18 protein-coding genes are annotated in these 17,101 nt (G+C 61.0%); 7 read left to right on the plus strand and 11 right to left on the minus strand.

Translation table 11 applies throughout. The annotated features are described in order from the left end of the window. Positions 1–41 precede the first annotated feature (41 nt). From A8C75_RS12310 to A8C75_RS12330, 6 genes are read left to right on the plus strand one after another with little or no spacing between them, the layout of a single operon-like run. On the plus strand, positions 42–998 hold the full coding sequence (locus A8C75_RS12310) for a TRAP transporter substrate-binding protein (protein WP_067382672.1): 957 nt from the start codon (positions 42–44) through the stop codon (positions 996–998). Positions 999–1,054: 56 nt separating this feature from the next. After that, positions 1,055–1,603 carry a TRAP transporter small permease gene (locus A8C75_RS12315; RefSeq protein WP_067382675.1) on the plus strand — a complete coding sequence of 183 codons (549 nt, stop codon included), beginning with the start codon at positions 1,055–1,057 and terminating at the stop codon, positions 1,601–1,603. Beyond that, positions 1,603–2,877 carry a TRAP transporter large permease gene (locus A8C75_RS12320; RefSeq protein WP_067382677.1) on the plus strand — a complete coding sequence of 425 codons (1,275 nt, stop codon included), beginning with the start codon at positions 1,603–1,605 and terminating at the stop codon, positions 2,875–2,877. Before A8C75_RS12315 ends, A8C75_RS12320 begins: the two co-directional genes overlap by 1 nt. 44 nt (positions 2,878–2,921) lie before the next feature. Next, positions 2,922–3,062, plus strand: coding sequence for a hypothetical protein (locus A8C75_RS23635; RefSeq protein WP_157890282.1), 141 nt, complete (start codon positions 2,922–2,924; stop codon positions 3,060–3,062). Between the two features lie 12 nt (positions 3,063–3,074). After that, on the plus strand, positions 3,075–4,268 hold the full coding sequence (gene uxuA, locus A8C75_RS12325) for a mannonate dehydratase (protein ID WP_067382680.1): 1,194 nt from the start codon (positions 3,075–3,077) through the stop codon (positions 4,266–4,268). Next, positions 4,265–5,203 carry a sugar kinase gene (locus A8C75_RS12330; RefSeq protein WP_067382683.1) on the plus strand — a complete coding sequence of 313 codons (939 nt, stop codon included), beginning with the start codon at positions 4,265–4,267 and terminating at the stop codon, positions 5,201–5,203. The genes uxuA and A8C75_RS12330 overlap by 4 nt, the downstream gene beginning before the upstream one ends. Positions 5,204–5,242: 39 nt before the next feature. Here the strand turns inward: A8C75_RS12330 and A8C75_RS12335 are convergent, their stop codons facing one another. The 7 genes from A8C75_RS12335 to A8C75_RS12365 form a co-directional block, all read right to left on the minus strand. Next, positions 5,243–5,767 carry a gamma carbonic anhydrase family protein gene (locus tag A8C75_RS12335; RefSeq protein WP_067382686.1) on the minus strand — a complete coding sequence of 175 codons (525 nt, stop codon included), beginning with the start codon at positions 5,765–5,767 and terminating at the stop codon, positions 5,243–5,245. A 249-nt stretch (positions 5,768–6,016) separates the two neighbouring features. Then, positions 6,017–7,096, minus strand: coding sequence for a 4-hydroxyphenylpyruvate dioxygenase (hppD, locus tag A8C75_RS12340; protein ID WP_067382689.1), 1,080 nt, complete (start codon positions 7,094–7,096; stop codon positions 6,017–6,019). Positions 7,097–7,140: 44 nt separating this feature from the next. Continuing rightward, positions 7,141–8,418, minus strand: a complete 1,278-nt coding sequence (locus A8C75_RS12345) for a TRAP transporter large permease (protein WP_067382692.1) — start codon at positions 8,416–8,418, stop codon at positions 7,141–7,143. Continuing rightward, positions 8,415–8,948, minus strand: a complete 534-nt coding sequence (locus tag A8C75_RS12350; RefSeq protein WP_084784038.1) for a TRAP transporter small permease — start codon at positions 8,946–8,948, stop codon at positions 8,415–8,417. Before A8C75_RS12350 ends, A8C75_RS12345 begins: the two co-directional genes overlap by 4 nt. Further along, on the minus strand, positions 8,945–9,943 hold the full coding sequence (gene dctP, locus A8C75_RS12355) for a TRAP transporter substrate-binding protein DctP (protein ID WP_067382695.1): 999 nt from the start codon (positions 9,941–9,943) through the stop codon (positions 8,945–8,947). Before dctP ends, A8C75_RS12350 begins: the two co-directional genes overlap by 4 nt. An 83-nt stretch (positions 9,944–10,026) precedes the next feature. Then, positions 10,027–11,190, minus strand: coding sequence for a CaiB/BaiF CoA transferase family protein (locus A8C75_RS12360; RefSeq protein WP_067382698.1), 1,164 nt, complete (start codon positions 11,188–11,190; stop codon positions 10,027–10,029). A 13-nt stretch (positions 11,191–11,203) separates the two neighbouring features. After that, on the minus strand, positions 11,204–12,145 hold the full coding sequence (locus tag A8C75_RS12365) for a hydroxymethylglutaryl-CoA lyase (RefSeq protein ID WP_067382701.1): 942 nt from the start codon (positions 12,143–12,145) through the stop codon (positions 11,204–11,206). A 275-nt stretch (positions 12,146–12,420) separates the two neighbouring features. Here A8C75_RS12365 and A8C75_RS12370 point away from each other — a divergent pair, with 275 nt between their 5' ends. Continuing rightward, on the plus strand, positions 12,421–13,347 hold the full coding sequence (locus A8C75_RS12370) for a LysR family transcriptional regulator (protein ID WP_067382704.1): 927 nt from the start codon (positions 12,421–12,423) through the stop codon (positions 13,345–13,347). A 164-nt stretch (positions 13,348–13,511) separates the two neighbouring features. On the opposite strand, the gene A8C75_RS12375 is transcribed toward A8C75_RS12370, so the two are convergent. From A8C75_RS12375 to glcF, 4 genes are all read right to left on the minus strand, one after another. Further along, on the minus strand, positions 13,512–14,231 hold the full coding sequence (locus A8C75_RS12375) for an LrgB family protein (RefSeq protein ID WP_067382707.1): 720 nt from the start codon (positions 14,229–14,231) through the stop codon (positions 13,512–13,514). Continuing rightward, positions 14,228–14,596 carry a CidA/LrgA family protein gene (locus A8C75_RS12380; RefSeq protein WP_067382710.1) on the minus strand — a complete coding sequence of 123 codons (369 nt, stop codon included), beginning with the start codon at positions 14,594–14,596 and terminating at the stop codon, positions 14,228–14,230. The genes A8C75_RS12375 and A8C75_RS12380 overlap by 4 nt, the downstream gene beginning before the upstream one ends. Positions 14,597–14,659: 63 nt before the next feature. Then, positions 14,660–15,493 (minus strand): IclR family transcriptional regulator, encoded by an 834-nt coding sequence (locus A8C75_RS12385; protein WP_067382713.1) that lies wholly within the window; start codon positions 15,491–15,493, stop codon positions 14,660–14,662. Positions 15,494–15,880: 387 nt separating this feature from the next. Beyond that, positions 15,881–17,092: a glycolate oxidase subunit GlcF gene (gene glcF, locus A8C75_RS12390; protein ID WP_067382716.1), complete on the minus strand. Its 1,212-nt coding sequence runs from the start codon at positions 17,090–17,092 to the stop codon at positions 15,881–15,883. Between the last annotated feature and the right edge of the window lie 9 nt (positions 17,093–17,101).

A 17,101-nucleotide genomic window follows, 5' to 3' on the forward strand; every position in this document is an offset into this window, starting at 1 on the left:
GCACGCCCATAGCCTAACAACAAAAAAACCGGAGATTCAACATGTTCAAACCCCTTTTCAAAGCGGCCATTGCAGGCTCGATCCTGTTTGCATCCATCACAAGTGCGGCCGAGTTCACACTTAAACTCGGCCACCCTGCCAATGAAGACAATATCTGGCACAAGGCGGCACTGAAATTCAAACAGGCCGCCGAAGAGAAGTCAGAGGGGCGCATCAGTGTGCTGGTATACCCAAGCGAGCAGCTGGGCAAGGAAATGGATGTCATCAACAGTATTCAGCTGGGTACTGCCGATATGACCATTACCGGTGAATCGCTGCAAAACTGGGCACCCAAGGCCGCATTGATGGCGGTACCCTATGCTTTCACCAACTCAGATCAGCTGCGCAGCGCTGTCGAGGGTGACGTCGGTCGCGAAATCAGCGAGCAGATTACCGAACGCGCCGGGCTGGTACCCCTGGCCTGGTTTGAACGCGGCGCCCGCCACCTGACATCCAATCGGCCTGTCCGCACCCCGGACGAGCTGGACGGTCTCAAACTGCGCGTACCCAATGTTCCCCTGTTCGTCAAAACCTGGGAGAACCTGGGTGCCAAGCCGATTCCCATGGCCTTCAGCGAGGTGTTTACCTCTTTGCAGCAAAACACCATTGATGGCCAGGAGAACCCCCTCAGCCTGATCAACAGTGCCAGCTTCTTCGAGGTGCAGAAGTACGTCAACCTCACCGGCCATGTGCGTAGCTGGATCTATGTCGTTATCGGCCAGGACAAGCTCAACAGCATGCCGGACGATCTGCAAAAAATCGTTTGGGATGCCGCCGGCGAAATGCAGACCTATGAACATGGCCTCTTTGCCGCCGATGAACAGCAACTGGCCGACACCCTCAAAAGCAAGGGAATGGAGTTCATCGAGGTCGATACCGATGCCTTTAGAAGCAAGGCCCGGGCAGCAGTTCTGGAATCACTGACTCCGGAACAGATCGAACTGTTCGAGAAAATTTGAATCGGCTGATAACCCGAGGCCCTGCTTTGCCAGGGCCTCCTTGCGGAGAGCTCAACATGGGCGTATCAACCAAATCCGACATTCCGGCAAGCACTAAGCCCGCCCACAGAGTCACCGGCTGGCTGAACACCGGCCTGCGCTGGATTGACCGCCTGTTCGGTTTCCTGGCTATCATCGCGCTGCTGGCCATCGCCGCCGTGGTGACGCTGCAAGTGGTCGCGCGTTTTACGCTGCCCAGCTCCCCAGTCTGGACCGAGGAGCTGTCCCGCTACCTGTTTATCTATCTGATCGTGCTGAGTTCAGGCCTGGTTATCCGCCAGAACCGCCAGGTCAGGCTGGAACTGTTCCAGCATGCCCTGTCACCGCGATACCAGGCCGTTTACCAGGCCCTGTGCCATCTGCTGACCGGGGCATTCGCCGCCTATATTCTGCCTTCCGCCTGGAAGTACGCCATGATTGGCCGCTGGCAGACATCCCCCGCGCTGGAAGTGCCGATGGTATGGGTTTTTCTATCGATGGTGGTGTTTTTTGCGCTGACGGTTGTTTACAGCACCCTGGGCGCGATCAGCGCTTTCAGTGATCTGCGCAGATCTGGAGTCCGCTAATGGAAGTCGTATTGCTGTTCGCCATTTTTTTTGTGCTGCTGCTTATAGGCGTACCCATCGCCTTCTGCCTGGGCATCGCCTCCCTTGTCTATCTGACACTGTCAGGCATTCCCCTGACCATAGTGCCGCAGCGCCTCTATGCCGGCATGGATACCTTTGTACTGCTGTGTATCCCCGGCTTTATCCTGGCAGGCAACCTGATGAACGTCGGTAACATTACCGACTATATCATCCGTTTCAGCAACGCTCTGCTCGGCCACATCCGTGGCGGCCTTGGTCTCGCCAATGTCGGCGGCTCCATGATATTCGGCGGCATTTCGGGCACCGCCGTAGCTGATACCGCCAGCATCGGTGCTGTCATGATCCCAGGCATGGCCAAAAGTGGCTATGACAAGCCGTTTGCTGCCGCCGTAACGGCCGCGTCCTCAACCGTAGGGCCCATCATTCCACCCAGCGTGCCTATGATCATCGTCGGGTCATTGAGTGGCATTTCAGTCGGCAAGATGTTCATGGCCGGCATCATCCCGGGCATCCTGATGGGACTGGCCATGATGCTAACAACCTACATTATCGCCGTCCGGCGCAATTACCCCCGGGAGCCCCGCGCGTCCCTGATGCAGATTCTCAGTGTCGGCCGCGGTGCCTTCTGGGCACTGCTGATGACCTTCATTATTCTGTATGGCATTATCGGCGGCCTCTTCACCCCCACCGAAGCCTCAATTATTGCCAGCATCTATGCCTTCATTGTGGGCATGTTCGTGTACAAGGGCCTGAGCTGGAACAATCTGCCAAAACTGCTGCTGGATACCGCACTCAGCGCGTCGGCTCTGATGATCCTGGTGGGCATGGCCAACCTCTTCGGCTGGATCCTGACCAGCGAACAGATCCCGCAAATGCTCGCCTCGGCCATCTTCGATATCAGCCGAAACCCCATCATTGTGATCCTGATCATCAACCTGGTCTTGCTGCTGGTGGGCGGCTTCATGGAAACCATTGCCGCCCTCATCATCCTCTTCCCGACCCTGCTCAAGGTGGCCGAAGGCATCGGCATGGACCCTATCCACTTTGGCATCATGGCGGTGCTAAACCTGATGATTGGTCTGACCACCCCACCGGTCGGTGTCTGTTTGTTTGTCGCCGCCGGCATTGGCGAACTGCCGGTCACCCGCGTAGTACGCGCAATCTGGCCATTTCTGATCTGCAACCTGCTGGTGCTGCTACTGGTGTCCTATGTGCCCGCCATATCACTGTGGCTGCCTTCCCTGATGGACTGAGAACGTAAATCCAGGATAACCGCGAGCCGGTCTGTGTAGCTGACATGCGAGCCATTCCGGACGCCCTGTTTGCCGAATCCGATGTCAGGCGCTGCTACAGCACCTGGCATCGCCCAAAATATAACGCTCTGCAGCAAGGACCTCTGTCCGACCTGCTCAAGCGCATGACCGCCCATTCAGATTAAAAGGACCCCACCATGAAACATACCTGGCGCTGGTTCGGACCCAGTGACGACATTACCCTCAGCGATATCCGCCAGGCCGGTGCCAGCGGCATAGTCACCGCCCTGCATGATATCCCCAACGGCGAGGTGTGGCCGCTGGAGGATATCCAGGCGCGCAAGGCCATGATCGAGGCCGCAGGACTGCAATGGTCGGTGGTCGAGAGCATTCCGGTACATGAAGATATCAAGCGGCGCTGTGGCAATTACGCCCAGTACATCGCCGCCTATCAGCAAAGCCTGCGCAATCTGGCGGCCTGCGGCATCGATACTGTCTGTTACAACTTCATGCCCATGCTGGACTGGACACGCACGGATCTGGCCTACGAACTGCCCGACGGCTCCCGTGCCCTGCGTTTTGACCAGACCGCCTTTGCCGCCTTTGAACTCTACATTCTCAAACGCCCGGGCGCTGAGGCCAGTTACAGTGCCGATGAGCAGGCCGCCGCAAGGGCTTACCTGGAAAACCTGAGCCAGGAGGGTCGCGACAGCCTGGTGGCCACCATTATCGCCGGCCTGCCAGGTGCAGAGGAAAGCTATACCCTGGATGATTTCCAGCTCGCCCTGACGGCTTACCGGGATATCGACAAGGATCAGCTGCGCACCCATCTGCAGCTGTTCCTGGAAGCCATAATCCCGGTAGCCGAAGCATGCGGCATCCGCATGGCCATACACCCGGATGATCCACCGCGCCCTATTCTCGGCCTGCCGCGCATTGTCTCCACGGCACAGGACGTGGAATGGCTGATCGAAACCGTCCCCTCCAGAGCCAACGGCATTACCTTCTGCACCGGTTCCTACGGCGTGCGGGCAGACAACGATCTCAGCTCAATGGCCCGGACCTTTGCCGATCGTATCTACTTCACCCACCTGAGATCCACCGAACGGGAACAGACGCCTGGCAGCTTTCATGAAGCCTCGCACCTGGATGGCGATGCCAACCTGCTGGATGTAATCCGCATTCTGCTGCAGGAAGAACAGCGCCGCGAACAGGCCGGTGACCTGCCCGCCATTCCCATGCGGCCCGATCACGGCCACCAGATCATGGATGACCTGCGAAAGAACGTGAAGCCGGGATACTCGGCGCTGGGACGCATGAAGGGACTGGCCGAATTGCGCGGTGCGGAACTGGCCATCAAGCGCTATGTGCTGGGGGGACACTCGTCATGAGCGCCAGGTCGCTGTCTATTGCCTGTCTGGGCGAATGCATGGTGGAACTGGTACCAGCAGGAGATAGCCTGTACCGCCTGGGCTTTGCCGGCGACAGCTACAACACCGCCTATTACCTCAAGCAACTGCTGACTGAGCGGGCTCAGGTCAGCTACGCCACGGCGCTGGGCGATGACCGGCTCAGTCAGCGCATGCTGGCGCAATTCCGGGCCGATGGTCTGGATACCCGGCTGATCTCCAGCCTGGCGGGCCAGTCACCCGGCCTCTACCTGGTGGAGAACGATGCCAGCGGCGAGCGCTATTTTCAGTATTGGCGTGAGCAGTCGGCCGCGCGGGCCATGTTCGAGGGCAGCGTCGGCGAAGCGCTGCTGGGGGCCCTGGTCGAATACGATGTGCTGTACCTGTCGGGCATATCACTGGCGATTCTGTCCAGGGATGCACGCCAGCGCCTGCTGACACTGTTGCAACGCAGCCAGGTGCGCATTGCCTTTGACCCCAACTATAGACCCGCGCTCTGGTCATCCGCCACCGAGGCCGCCACCGTTATGGCCCAGATCGCGGCCTGTAACCCCACGGTGCTCACCACCCTGGATGACGAGCATCTGCTGCACAGCCTGGACGATGCCGACCAGGTGGTCGACCACTGGCTGTCCCTGGGGGCTGCCGAAGTGCTGGTAAAACAGGGGAGCGAGGGGTGCCTGATATCCACCGGCAGGCTCAGAGTGCCCGCCGAACAGGGCATCAGGCCGCTGGATACCACAGGTGCCGGCGATTCCTTCAACGCCGGCTACCTGGCCGGGAGACTGTCAGGCCTGGCGCCACAAGCCAGTGCCCGCCTGGCCCACCGTCTGGCCGCCCAGGTTATCCAGCATCGCGGTGCCATCCTGCCCAAAGAGACTGCTCTGCCAGCAGTGACGGACGACCTGATGGATTAACCGCACTTGCAGACTGTTAAAGCTCAGGCTATCGGGGGTCTAATCGATCCGCTTGAGGCTGCGCTTGTGCAGCCGAGCGCGTTCAACATAGTGCTCGGCGCTGGCCTTGAGGCCGGCGATAGTCTTGTCGTCGAGCTGGCGTACCACCTTCGCGGGGCTGCCGATAATGAGGGAGTTATCGGGAAACACCTTGCCTTCGGTCACTAGGGCGCCGGCCCCCACCAGGCAGTTTTTGCCGATCACGGCACCGTTCAGCACCACGGCCTGAATACCGATCAACGAGCCCTCACCCACGCTGCAGCCATGCAGCATGGCCTGATGACCAATAGTGACGTCCTGCGCCAGGGTCAGCGGGAAACCCATATCCGTATGCAGCACCGCGCCTTCCTGCACATTGCTGCCCACCCCGATCTCGATGGTCTCGTTATCGCCGCGCAGTACCGCCTGCGGCCAGACGCTGGCGCCGGCCCTGAGAGCCACCTTGCCGATGACTGTCGCCTGGTCAGCCACATAGGTGTCTTCATGAATGTCCGGTGCCTGACCGTCGTACTGATAGATCGCCATTCTGAGCTCCTGAAAAAAAAGATCAGCGCCACTGCACGGGGCCGGGCACTGAAAAAAGGACTGTACTGTACCTGCCGGGCACCCTGTAACGCCCGAACCACCGTACAATCCACCGGTAAATTTGTACATGAACGCAAGTATCTGCAATTGCTGCGCGGCAGCCATCTGCCCGCAGCAAGACATCCGTGCCCCTCACCTGCCTGCTCATACCCTGGCCGGACCTGCCCGGCAGGGTGTGAGTAGCGGATGCTAGTTGTCGCCCTTGATCACGCCGCGCTGAATCTGATCGCGCTCGATCGATTCAAACAGTGCCTTGAAGTTGCCTTCACCGAAACCATCATCCTGCTTGCGCTCGATGAACTCGAAGAATACCGGCCCCAGCAGGGTATTGGAGAAGATCTGCAGCAGCAGCTTCGGCGTGCCGCCTCCGGTGGTGCCATCCAGCAGGATACCCCGTGCCTGCAGTTCATGCACCGGCTCGCCATGGCCCGGCAGGCGTTCTTCCAGCATTTCGTAATAAGTCTCGGGCGGCGCCGTCATCAGCGGCACGCCCCGCTCGCGCAGGCGGTCGACGCAGGCCGGCAGGTCGTTGCAGCGCAGTGCGATGTGCTGAATGCCTTCGCCATTGAACTGCATCAGGAACTCTTCGATCTGGCCGGTGCCGCTGGACGCCTCCTCGTTCAGCGGAATGCGGATCTTGCCGTCCGGCGCCGTCATGGCCTTGGATGTGAGCCCTGTGTATTCGCCCTTGATATCGAAGTAGCGGATCTCACGGAAGTTGAACAGCCGCGTGTAGTAATCGGCCCAGTAGGCCATGCGGCCGCGGTAGACGTTGTGGGTCAGGTGATCGATCTCGTAGAAGCCGCAGCCCTCGGGGTGCGGATCCACGCCATCGAGAAACTCGAAGTCGATATCGTAGATCGACGAGCCTTCCTCGAAGCGGTCGATCAGGTAGACGGGAGCGCCACCGATGCCCTTGATGGCCGGCAGCCGCAGCTCCATCGGGCCGGTCGGAATCTCCAGCGGCTGCGCGCCCTTGTCCAGCACGTACTTGTAAGCCTGCTGCGCATTGCGCACGCGAAAGCCAAGGCCGCAGGCCGAGGGGCCGTGTTCCTGGGCAAAGTAGTCGGCCAGGCTTTTCTTCTCCCGGTTGAGGATGAAGTTGATACCGCCCTGGCGATACAGGTCCACCTGCTTGGAGCGGTGACGCGCCACCTTCGTGAAACCGAGCAGCCGAAACACCTCGGCGACCTTCTCGGGATCGGGCCCGGCAAACTCGACAAATTCGAAACCACAGAGGCCGGCGGGGTTCTCAAACAGATCAGTCATCTTTTTATCCTCCAGAATTCAGTTACTTTACGGGGGAGACGGGATCAGAGTCCGTAACCCGCAGCATAGGGCAGCGCTGTCGCCAACCACGGGAATGCGACCAGCAGCGCCAGCCCGAGACACATCATGAGCACATAGGGATAGGCGCCCTTTATGACTTCAGACAGCGGTTCGTCGGTAATGCCCTTGATCACGAACAGGTTCATGCCCACCGGGGGCGTAATCATTGCCAGTTCCAGGTTGACCATCAGCAGCACGCCGTACCAGATCAGGTCGATATCCAGGGCAACCAGCGCCGGCAGAAAGATCGGCGTGGTGATCAGGATGATGGCGATCGACTCCAGAAACATGCCCATCACGAAGATGATGCCCATGACCACCAGGATGAAGGTGAACGGCGTGAAGCCGGAGGCCACCACCCACTCCGAGATACCCACCGGCAAGCGGATGAGAGTAATGGCATGCCCGAAGATGGCGGCGCCGGCAATGATGGCGAAAACCATCATGCTGATACGCATCGTCTCCATGGTGGCGTCATACAGCTGGGACCAGCCAAACGAGCGGTAGACCAGGGTGGCCACCAGCAGCGCATAGACAGACCCGGCCGCCGCCGCTTCCGTCGCCGTAAACACCCCCAAATAGATCCCGCCCATGATGAAAGGCGGCATCATGACGGCCCAGAAGGCCTTTTTGGTCGCGCCCCAGACCGCCCGGAAACCCGGAAAGTCCGGCGATGCCTCGCGCCGCGCACTGAGCATGCAGTAGGCCGAGAAAATAGCCGCCATCAGCAGACCCGGGATCAGCCCGGCCAGAAACAGCGCGCCGATGGAGGCATCGGTGACCAGGGAATAGAGGATCATCGGACCCGATGGCGGAATCAGGATACCCAGGGTCCCCCCCGCCGCCACCACGCCCAGCGAGCGCCGTGTCGGATAGCCGAACTTGGTCATCTGCGGGATGGCGCTGGAGCCGATGGACAGTGCCGTGGCCACCGAGGAGCCGGAGATGGACGAGAAGATGGTGCAGGACAGTACCGTCGACACCCCCAGTCCACCCTTCACATGCCCAATCAGGTTATGGGCGAACTGGTAGAGATCATCGATCACTTTGCCGCGCACCATGACCTGCGCCATGAACACGAACAGCGGAATCGTTGCCAGCACGCTCCGGTTGAGCGTTGCAAAGAGGGTATCGCCAACCGCCGTGACGCTTTCTCCGGCAATCGCCAGCACCGCCACCCCGACACCCGCGAGGGCGACAAAAATAGGCACCCCCGCCAGAAGCACACACAAGAGTGCGCTGAATACCAACAAGGCGGTCATTTTGACACCTCCGCCATCAGCTTGATGAGAATTGACAGGCTGGCGAGCACCAGCAGACCGGCCCCGATCACCAGCGGTACCTGGGTGATCCAGATCGGCGCTTCCAGGTCACCGTTGGAGTAGAGGCAGAAGGCGCGATTGAACTCTGTGGTTTCCCATGTCGACCAGACCCACACGAGCGCGACGGCCAGGGTTGCCAGCGAGCCGATCAGGGCCACATAGACCTGCCGGCGCTGCGGCAGCTGATTGGTCAGCAGGTCGATGGCTATATGCCGTTGCCTGATAAGCGCGTCGCTCAGGCCGCATGACACCAGCGCCACCACGGTGTAGCCCACCAGTTCTTCGGTCCACTCCAGCGGCGTACCGAAAAAGTAGCGCAGCGCTATCGAGTAGGTAATCAGAGCCAGAACCACCAGAATCAGCGCCGCACTGATCCAGCCACCCAGCCGGGGCAGCAGGGCCAGTGCATCCGAGATTCGGTCCAATGTCACAATCTGGCTTCGCAGCGAAAGGTCCTGGCCCGCTTTCATTTCAGTTCCTGCACGAGCTTGACCAGTTCTTCGGAATCTTCGCCGGCCCACTTGCCGAAGGATTCGTTAAACGCGGGCAGCATCACGTCGGCCATAGCCTGCTGTTCCTGTGGCGTTGTCCAGTGCAGTTTCACCCCCTGGGCTTCCAGCTGTGCCGGTGCATCGGCAACGGCCGCACCCGACTCGTCGACCGCCCAGATCGCGGCCATATGGCCGGCCTTGCTCAGCGCATCCTGGTTCTTGGCGGACAGGCCGTCGTACCATTTCGGGTTAACGAAGCCATGCGCGTATACCGAGATGACCGGCACCACGGACATGTGATCCTGCACCTCGTAGTACTTGCGGCTCACCGCCGCGGCGATGTCGGTCAGGGCCGCATCGATAACACCCGTCGACAGCGCCTGGTAGACCTCGCCGCCGGACATGGACACCGGCGAGGCGCCCATTTTCTCGAGGCCGGCATTAAAGGGCGGTACCAGCCCGCGAATCTTGATGCCCTTGAAATCGTCCGGGGATTTGAGGAACTTGTCGTTGGAGGTAAAGACCGAGGTGTTGGTCTGGAACAGCCAGGTAACATTCTTCAAACCCTTGTCCAGCAACCGGTCTTCGAGGAAAGCGGCCGCCTTGGAATCCGGCCATTTTCTCCAGACGTCCAGATCACCGAACGTGAAAGGTGCCGTCGTCACCAGCATCGCCGGCAGCGTACGTCCCCAGGCGAAGTTGAGTGCAAAGGCGCACTCGATATCACCCTTGGCGACCGCCGGAATGTTTTCCTTGTCGGACACCAGACTGTTGGCCGGGAACACCTGGACATCGATATCGCCGTCTGACAGCGTTTCAATCTCGCTTGCCCACTTGTCGATCACCACCGCCAGACTGTGGGTCGGCGGAAACTGGTGCGCACAGCGCATGGTTTCAGAGGGTGCGGCGACGGCCTGCCCCAGTGAGAGGCCGGAGATCAGGGTAGCGAGGGTGGCAGTTGTTAGATTTTTCATGTCTCATCTCTCTTTATTCTTAGTATATGCCGAACGTAACGGACGACCGCGGCCGGACCTCGCCGGCCACCCAGTGGATGTATTTACCGGTTCGTAGCCTTCAGGGCTGCCAGCACCTCCTCGGTATGTTCACCGGCCTTGGGCAACGGACGGCGCACCTGCAGGCGGCGCTGACCCAGCATCAGCGGCAGCAGCGTTACCGAGGTTTCCTCGCCGGTATCGGTCATCATCGGCACCAGACCACCGCTGGCCTTGAGGTGCGGATCGTTAACCAGCTGGTCCGGCCGCACGATGGGGGCGTACGGCAGGCCTGCTGCCTCCAGTTTGGCCGACAGTTCAGCAACCTCGTGGTGCTTCAGTATCTCGCCCAGGCGCGCCAGCAGCGCAGGCCGTACCTCGACGCGCTGGGCGTTGGTCCCCAGCGTTTCATCGGCCAGCAGTTCCGGCGCCTCGATCAGTTCGCACAGAATGCACCACTGCTTGTCGCTGACCGCGGCGATGAACAGCTGCTCGCCATGCGCCAGGGTGAAGACGTCGTACACGCTCCAGGCCGACACGCGCGATGGCATCGGCGGCGCCGCTTCCCCGGTCATCAGGTACTGCTGCATGTGCTGCGAGCTGAGGAAGACGCAGTTCTCGAACAGCGCACTTTGCACCTCCTGACCGCGACCAGTGCGGCGGCGCTCCTGCAGCGACGCCAGCACGCCGATGGCGCCGAACATGCCGCCCATGATGTCGTTCACCGACGCACCGGCACGCAACGGACGCCCTTCGGGGCCCGTCATGTAGGCCAGGCCGCCCATCATCTGCACCACTTCGTCGAGGGCCAGGCGCTTGTCATAGGGTCCCGGCAGGAACCCCTTGTGCGACACATAGATCAGCCCGGGGTTGAGCTCGGACAGCGACGCATAGCCCAGGCCAATGGCATCCATGCGCCCGGGGCGGAAGTTCTCGATCACCACATCACACTGGCTGATCAGCGCGCGTGCCGTCTCCACGCCTTCCGGTGTATTGGTATCCAGCACCACGCTCTTCTTGTTGCGGTTGAAGGAGCGGAAAAAGCCGATGCCCAGGCCCGGCAGATCACGGGTCTTTTCACCGCCGGGCGGCTCGATCTTGATCACCTCTGCACCCAGATCCGCCAGGATCATGCCGCAGGTCGGGCCCATGACCATGTGGCTGAACTCGATCACACGGATGCCTTCGAGCGGCAGGCCGGTTGAAGTATTCTGGTTTAGGTCACTCATGTTCGGAAATTCCTCAGGCAGCAGAAGGCACAGATTTGTAGTTTTTCGGTAGTCCTGCCTGATGGATGGCGCCGCGCAGGCTCTCGCCCTCGAGCGGGCCACCCACCCAGGCGCGCACCTTGAGCAGCGCCTCGAGGTCGATGCCGGTATCGATGCCCATGCTGTTCAGCATGAAGACGACATCCTCGGTGGCGACATTGCCGGTGGCACCGGGTGCAAACGGACAGCCGCCGATGCCGGCCAGCGACGCATCGAAACGGGTCATGCCGACATCCAGCGCCGCCAGCACGTTGACCAGCCCGAGGCCGCGGGTATCGTGGAAATGGCCGCACACGAAGCGATCGCCGGCGATTTCGAACACCTGGCGGAACAGGCGTCGCACCTGCGCCGGGTTGGCATAGCCAACGGTATCGGCCAGGCTGATGCAGTCGGCACCGGCCTCGAGCGCCGCTTCGGCCAGGCGCAGCACTTCAGATTCTTTCACCTCGCCCTGGAGGGCACAGCCGAACGCGGTACCGATGCCGGCTTCCAGCCGGGTTGCGGCGCCGGCAGCGTTACGCGCCTCAACGATGGCACGCACGTTGTCGATCATCTCGTCGGGGGTTTTGCGCACGTTCGCCTGGCTGTGGGCGAAGCTGGCGGAGATGGGCAGGATCAGCAGATCGGCACCGGCCTCGATGGCCCGTTCGGCGCCCTTGACGTTGGGTACCAGGGAGCAGACCTGCAGACCCGGCAGCGTCTTGGCGAAGGCCACGACCTCGACACTGTCGGCCATCTGCGGCAGCAGCCTGGGCGGCACGAAGGAGACAACCTCCATCTCGCGCATGCCGGCCTCATAGGCCTGGCGGATCCAGTTGCATTTGAACTCTGTGGGCATGACCCGGGACAGGCTCTGCAGGCCATCACGCAGGCCGACTTCGCGGATCTGTGCCTGGGCAGGCATGGGTTCTCTCATGGAAAGTGTCATCGTTATTATTCTCGCTCCTGTTATGCCGCACTATCAGTGTTCAGTCCGCCGGGTATTCAGCCGTTCTGACCATTGGTAATGGCTGGTCGTTTGCGGTGTCGTTGGCCAGCGTTTGATGGATTACACTTTATAAATTCCCGGATGATGTTTACAGTGCCAATTATTCGCGATTAAGATTCCGATACGGAATTTTTATAAGCACAGGACGCCGTGCCCGGTGCCACAGACCCGGGACAGCCCCAAGTAAACAAAGGAAGCGAACCATGCGTTATTTTGATCCGGTCAGCCTGCGGCTGTTCGTTGCCGTGTGCGAAGAGCGCAGCATTGTGCTCGCCGCCGAGCGCGAGGCCATCGTGGCCTCGGCCATCAGCAAGCGGCTCAGCGCTCTGGAGGACCGGGTCGGCGTCCAGCTGATGCAACGGGACAGGCGCGGCATTAGCCTGACCCCGGCCGGCGAGGCGCTGCTGCGCTACGCCCGACCGCTGCTGCAATCGATGGAACGCATGTTTGCCGAACTCAGCGAATTTTCCCGCGGCGTGCATGGCCATGTACGGATCTTCGCCAGCATGTCGGCGGTGGTGGAGTTTCTGCCGGAGGATATCGGAACCTTTGTGCGTGACTATCCCAGTGTGAAGGTCAGCCTGGACGAAAAAGTCAGCTCCGAAATTGTGCGCGGTATAGAGGATGGCCGTGCCGATATTGGTGTCTGCTGGGATGTCAGCGATATGCGCGGCTTACAGGTTCTGCCCTACCGCCATGATCGCCTGGCCGTGGTGGTGCATCCGTCCCATCCGCTGGCATCGCGCCAGCAGCTGCGCTTCGAAGACACCCTTGACTACGAGCACCTGGAAATCCAGTCGGGCAGTGTCGTCCAGCTGACCCAGCGGCGCGAAGCTGCGGCGGCCAACAGGTCGATCCGCTACCGCATACAGGTCACCACCTTCGAGGCGGCCTTTCGTTTCGTGGCGGCGAACCTCGCCATCGCGGTGATTCCGGTCGAGGCGGCGCTGCCCGTGGAAGCCGCCCTGGGGCTGCGGGTAATACCGCTGACCAACGACTGGACCCATCGCAACTTTGTCATCTGCATGCGCGACTACAACAGCCTCAGCGTACCGGCCCGCCTGCTTGTGGACAGCCTGCAGACCCGCGAGCTTGTCGCGGCCCCTGAAAGAACAACGAGTGACGAATAGCGCCGGTCGGACGCGGGTAGACAGGCCGACCAGGTCGCTCAGGATGGCTGGGATACCGCCGTTCAGACGGTGACGCGCTGATCAGGTAAGGTGCTTCAGGCGGGTGGCTACACCCGCCAAGCAACAGAGAATGGCACAGACATGGTGACTGTCCAGGGTTGGCGCTACAGCCAGACCAGGAGCAGCGTACCCGCCAGTATCGCCGTAAGCATCGCATTCAGCGCCATGCCGATAGAGCTGTAGACCCCCATGACACTGTTAACCTGGAAAGCCGCGGCGGTGCCGATGCCATGGCTGGTCACACCCATGGCCAGGCCCTGGGCCCGGGCATCTCTTATCCCCAAGCGCGTCATCAGCGGCACGCCGATAATGGCACCGAAAATGCCGGTCACGGCACAGAGCACCGCGGCAAGCTCGGGGATACCGCCCAGATTCTGGGCGATACCCATGGCCACCGGGGCGGTAACGGACTTGGGCACCAGCGTCAGCAGAATGGTACTGTCGAGCCCCAGCGCCCAGCCCAGCCCGACGGCGCTCAGCACCGACACCAGGGAGCCGGCCACAAGCGCCGGAATCAGCGCTGGCAGACTGCGCCTGATACTGCGTCTGTTCTGCCAGATGGGCAGCGCCAGGCAAACCACCGCAGGGCCGAGTAACACATGGATAAACTGGGCACCGGTGAAATAGGCATCGTAGCTGACGCCGGTGATACTGAGCAGCAGCACCAGCTGGCACACCGTCAGGGCCATGGGGTTGAGCAGGGCCGACTGCCCTGCCCGCTCATGCAGGGCGCGCGACAGTACAAAAGCACCCAGTGTAATCAGCAGCCAGGTTAGCGGATCCCGCCCGAGATAGACCCACAGGGGTGTGAGGTCGGCGTTCATGGCAGCAACTCCTCGTCACAGGCGGGCGTAAAGCGGCGTGCAAGCCGCGCAAATATCAGCGCCGTAACGACCAGCCCCGCCAGCAGGCTCAGCAGCAGTACCAGCAAGAGCCGGCCCAGAATCGGGCTCACCAATTCCAGATGGCTGACGATACCCACGGCCGCCGGCACAAAGAGCAACGACAGGTTGGCCAGAAAAAAGTTGTTAACCTGTTCCAGTTCCGCCCAGGGACGCCGGATAACGGCCAGCACCAGCAGAAACAGCACCATGCCCAGCACCGGGCCCGGTAACGGCAGGGCCAGTATCTCGGCCAGCACGGTACCCACTACCTGCAGGCCGATAATCAGTGTCAGCGCACCCAGCATAACGCCATCCTTTGCTGTGCCTTGTGTAGCCGGTTAGCAGCCCGCCGAGCCTGGCCCGGGGTATCAGACCGACGCACGCTGCACCGGCCGCGTGCCACCGATCGCCAGGGTAATCGCAGCGGCCGCGCGCATCACAGCCGCGCTGTAGTGATCCAGCCGGTCGCGGCTCACCCGTACCGAAGGCCCGGAAATGGACACCGCGGCTATGACTTCCGCGTTTTCGTCGTAGATATTGGCGGCGATGCAGCGCAGGCCCGAGACCTGCTCTTCGTCATCCACGGAAAAACCCTGCAGACGGATCTTGCGCAGTTCCTCCATAAAGACCGCCGGTGTAGTGATGGTGTTCTGCGTCAGGGACGCAAGCCCGGTATGGTTGATGATATTGGTGACTTCGGTATCACTCAGGCCCGACAGCAGCGCCTTGCCGACACCGGCCGCGTGCAGGGTGCCACGGCTGCCGATCTGCACCACCATGCGCATGACTTCGCTGCATTCCACCTGGCCGACAAACACATGGTTGTGGCCGTCCAGAATCGCCAGATTCGAGGTTTCGCCGGTCTCGGCCACCAGCCGCTTCATATGACTGCGGGCTTCGGCCACGAAGTCGCGCTTTTTCAGATAGGCGCTGCCGACCGAGAATGCGGTCACGCCCACGGTCCAGAGGCCGCTCTGCTCGTCGAAATCGACAAAACCAAGCTGCCGCATGCTGTTCAGCAGGCGGTGTGCAGTGGATGGCGCCAGCGCGAGTTCGCCGGCGAGCTCGGTCAGATTCAGGCCGTTGCTGGAGGCGGAAATGCGTTTGAGCAGTAACAGTGCACGGCTCAGAGACTGCACCTGAACCGCGCCTGAGGAGGTTTTCTTGCCAGCTTTGGGCCCGTCGTTCAGGCTGTCGTTCATCGGTTCTGTAATCCTTGCAGAAGGCCTGCGCCACACCAACTGCCGCCCCCCAGAACCACTACAGACACAACGCCTTGAAGATCAAGCTGTGCCAAGCGAAACAGTCACCGGGGGCCGGCAGACTCAATGGGCGCCAGTTTATCACCCAAATGCCTGCATCGCTGCCCCCTGTTTCCCGGAATTCGCCGGCAGATCCTCGAAATTCGCCTGGGGCTCACGTCCCGGAATTCGCAGGCTCATCAGGCTGCAACGGCACCCCGTAGGTAATGAGCGCAGTGAATTCCGACATCCGCAGCGAAACGGTGGAGAACAGTTCAAACGGGCAAGGTCTGATGCTCACTACGAATGACGGTTTTTTAACCTCCTGCTCGCACTTGCAACCGGATCTCAGCGATCCAGCAATTCAATCCAGTGCTGCACCGGACGATCCGACTTTGACTCCAGATGCAGCTGACAGCCGATATTGGCCGTGACGATGCGTTCGGGGTTGTCTAGGGTCAGCGCGTCCAGTTTATTGCGCAGCAGCTTCTGGCTCATTTCGGGCTGCAGGATGGAGTAAGTACCGGCGGAGCCACAGCACAGGTGCTTGTCCTTGGTTTTGGCCAGCTCTACGCCGGCCTTTTCCAGCACCTGCTCCACCACACCGCTTTGCTTCATGGCATGCTGCAGCGTACAGGGGCAGTGAAAGGCGACCTTGCCGGTGGCAGCAGGATTGGGCGCCAGCACCGACAGGTCCTCTTGCAGCAGAACCTCACCCAGATCACGGGTCAGTTCGCTGACCCGCCGTGCCTTGTCGGCATAGGCCTTGTCCTGGCGCAGTAAATGGCCGTATTCCTGCACCATGGCACCACAGCCCGACGCCGTCATAACGATGGCTTCGGCACCGGCTTCAATCGCCGGCCACCAGGCATCGATATTACGGCGCATGAAATCCAGGCCCTCATCGTGGGCCGACAGATGATAGCTGACCGCACCGCAACACCCGGCTTTGGGCGCTTCCACCAGGCTGATGCCCAGGCGATCCAGCACCCGTGCGGTGGCCGCATTGGTGTTGGGCGCCGCTGCGGGCTGGGCGCAGCCGGCCAGTGCCAGCATCACCCGGGGATGGCTACTCACGGGCCAGGGACTTGATCTGCGCTTGGGCGGCAGCTTGGCCTTGAGCACCGCCGGTAGCAGCGGCTTGAGGCTCTGCCCCAGGCGCAGCAGAGGCCCGAAACGGGCGGGATAGGGTAAAACCTGGCGCAGACTCCAGCGTAACAGACGCTGCGCCGGCGGACGCTCCAGCTTTTCGTCGACAATGGCGCGGCCTATATCCACCAGCCGGCCGTACTGCACCCCCGACGGGCAGGTAGTTTCACAGCTGCGACACGTCAGGCAGCGATCCAGATGGGTACGGGTTTTTTCCGTGACAGTGCCCTCTTCCAGCAGCTGCTTGATGAGATAAATGCGCCCGCGCGGGCCATCGCGTTCATCATTCAGTTCCTGGTAGGTCGGGCAGGTGGCGGTGCAGAAGCCACAGTGGACGCAGCTGCGCAGAATGGACTCCGCCTCCTGCCCCCGGGCGCTCTGCTTGAATTCGGGTAGTATGTTCGTTTTCATTGCAAACCT

Origin of the sequence: Marinobacterium aestuarii, assembly GCF_001651805.1 — a bacterium.
GTDB classification, from domain to species: domain Bacteria; phylum Pseudomonadota; class Gammaproteobacteria; order Pseudomonadales; family Balneatricaceae; genus Marinobacterium_A; species Marinobacterium_A aestuarii.

Excerpts from the sequence above, each read along its gene's own strand:
- A8C75_RS12310 (WP_067382672.1), top strand. The coding sequence starts at position 42 with ATGTTCAAACCCCTTTTCAAAGCGGCCATTGCAGGCTCGATCCTGTTT.
- A8C75_RS12315 (WP_067382675.1), top strand. The coding sequence starts at position 1,055 with ATGGGCGTATCAACCAAATCCGACATTCCGGCAAGCACTAAGCCCGCC.
- A8C75_RS12320 (WP_067382677.1), top strand. The coding sequence starts at position 1,603 with ATGGAAGTCGTATTGCTGTTCGCCATTTTTTTTGTGCTGCTGCTTATA.
- A8C75_RS23635 (WP_157890282.1), top strand. The coding sequence starts at position 2,922 with ATGCGAGCCATTCCGGACGCCCTGTTTGCCGAATCCGATGTCAGGCGC.
- uxuA (WP_067382680.1), top strand. The coding sequence starts at position 3,075 with ATGAAACATACCTGGCGCTGGTTCGGACCCAGTGACGACATTACCCTC.
- A8C75_RS12330 (WP_067382683.1), top strand. The coding sequence starts at position 4,265 with ATGAGCGCCAGGTCGCTGTCTATTGCCTGTCTGGGCGAATGCATGGTG.
- A8C75_RS12335 (WP_067382686.1), bottom strand. The coding sequence starts at position 5,767 with ATGGCGATCTATCAGTACGACGGTCAGGCACCGGACATTCATGAAGAC.
- hppD (WP_067382689.1), bottom strand. The coding sequence starts at position 7,096 with ATGACTGATCTGTTTGAGAACCCCGCCGGCCTCTGTGGTTTCGAATTT.
- A8C75_RS12345 (WP_067382692.1), bottom strand. The coding sequence starts at position 8,418 with ATGACCGCCTTGTTGGTATTCAGCGCACTCTTGTGTGTGCTTCTGGCG.
- A8C75_RS12350 (WP_084784038.1), bottom strand. The coding sequence starts at position 8,948 with ATGAAAGCGGGCCAGGACCTTTCGCTGCGAAGCCAGATTGTGACATTG.
- dctP (WP_067382695.1), bottom strand. The coding sequence starts at position 9,943 with ATGAAAAATCTAACAACTGCCACCCTCGCTACCCTGATCTCCGGCCTC.
- A8C75_RS12360 (WP_067382698.1), bottom strand. The coding sequence starts at position 11,190 with ATGAGTGACCTAAACCAGAATACTTCAACCGGCCTGCCGCTCGAAGGC.
- A8C75_RS12365 (WP_067382701.1), bottom strand. The coding sequence starts at position 12,145 with ATGAGAGAACCCATGCCTGCCCAGGCACAGATCCGCGAAGTCGGCCTG.
- A8C75_RS12370 (WP_067382704.1), top strand. The coding sequence starts at position 12,421 with ATGCGTTATTTTGATCCGGTCAGCCTGCGGCTGTTCGTTGCCGTGTGC.
- A8C75_RS12375 (WP_067382707.1), bottom strand. The coding sequence starts at position 14,231 with ATGAACGCCGACCTCACACCCCTGTGGGTCTATCTCGGGCGGGATCCG.
- A8C75_RS12380 (WP_067382710.1), bottom strand. The coding sequence starts at position 14,596 with ATGCTGGGTGCGCTGACACTGATTATCGGCCTGCAGGTAGTGGGTACC.
- A8C75_RS12385 (WP_067382713.1), bottom strand. The coding sequence starts at position 15,493 with ATGAACGACAGCCTGAACGACGGGCCCAAAGCTGGCAAGAAAACCTCC.
- glcF (WP_067382716.1), bottom strand. The coding sequence starts at position 17,092 with ATGAAAACGAACATACTACCCGAATTCAAGCAGAGCGCCCGGGGGCAG.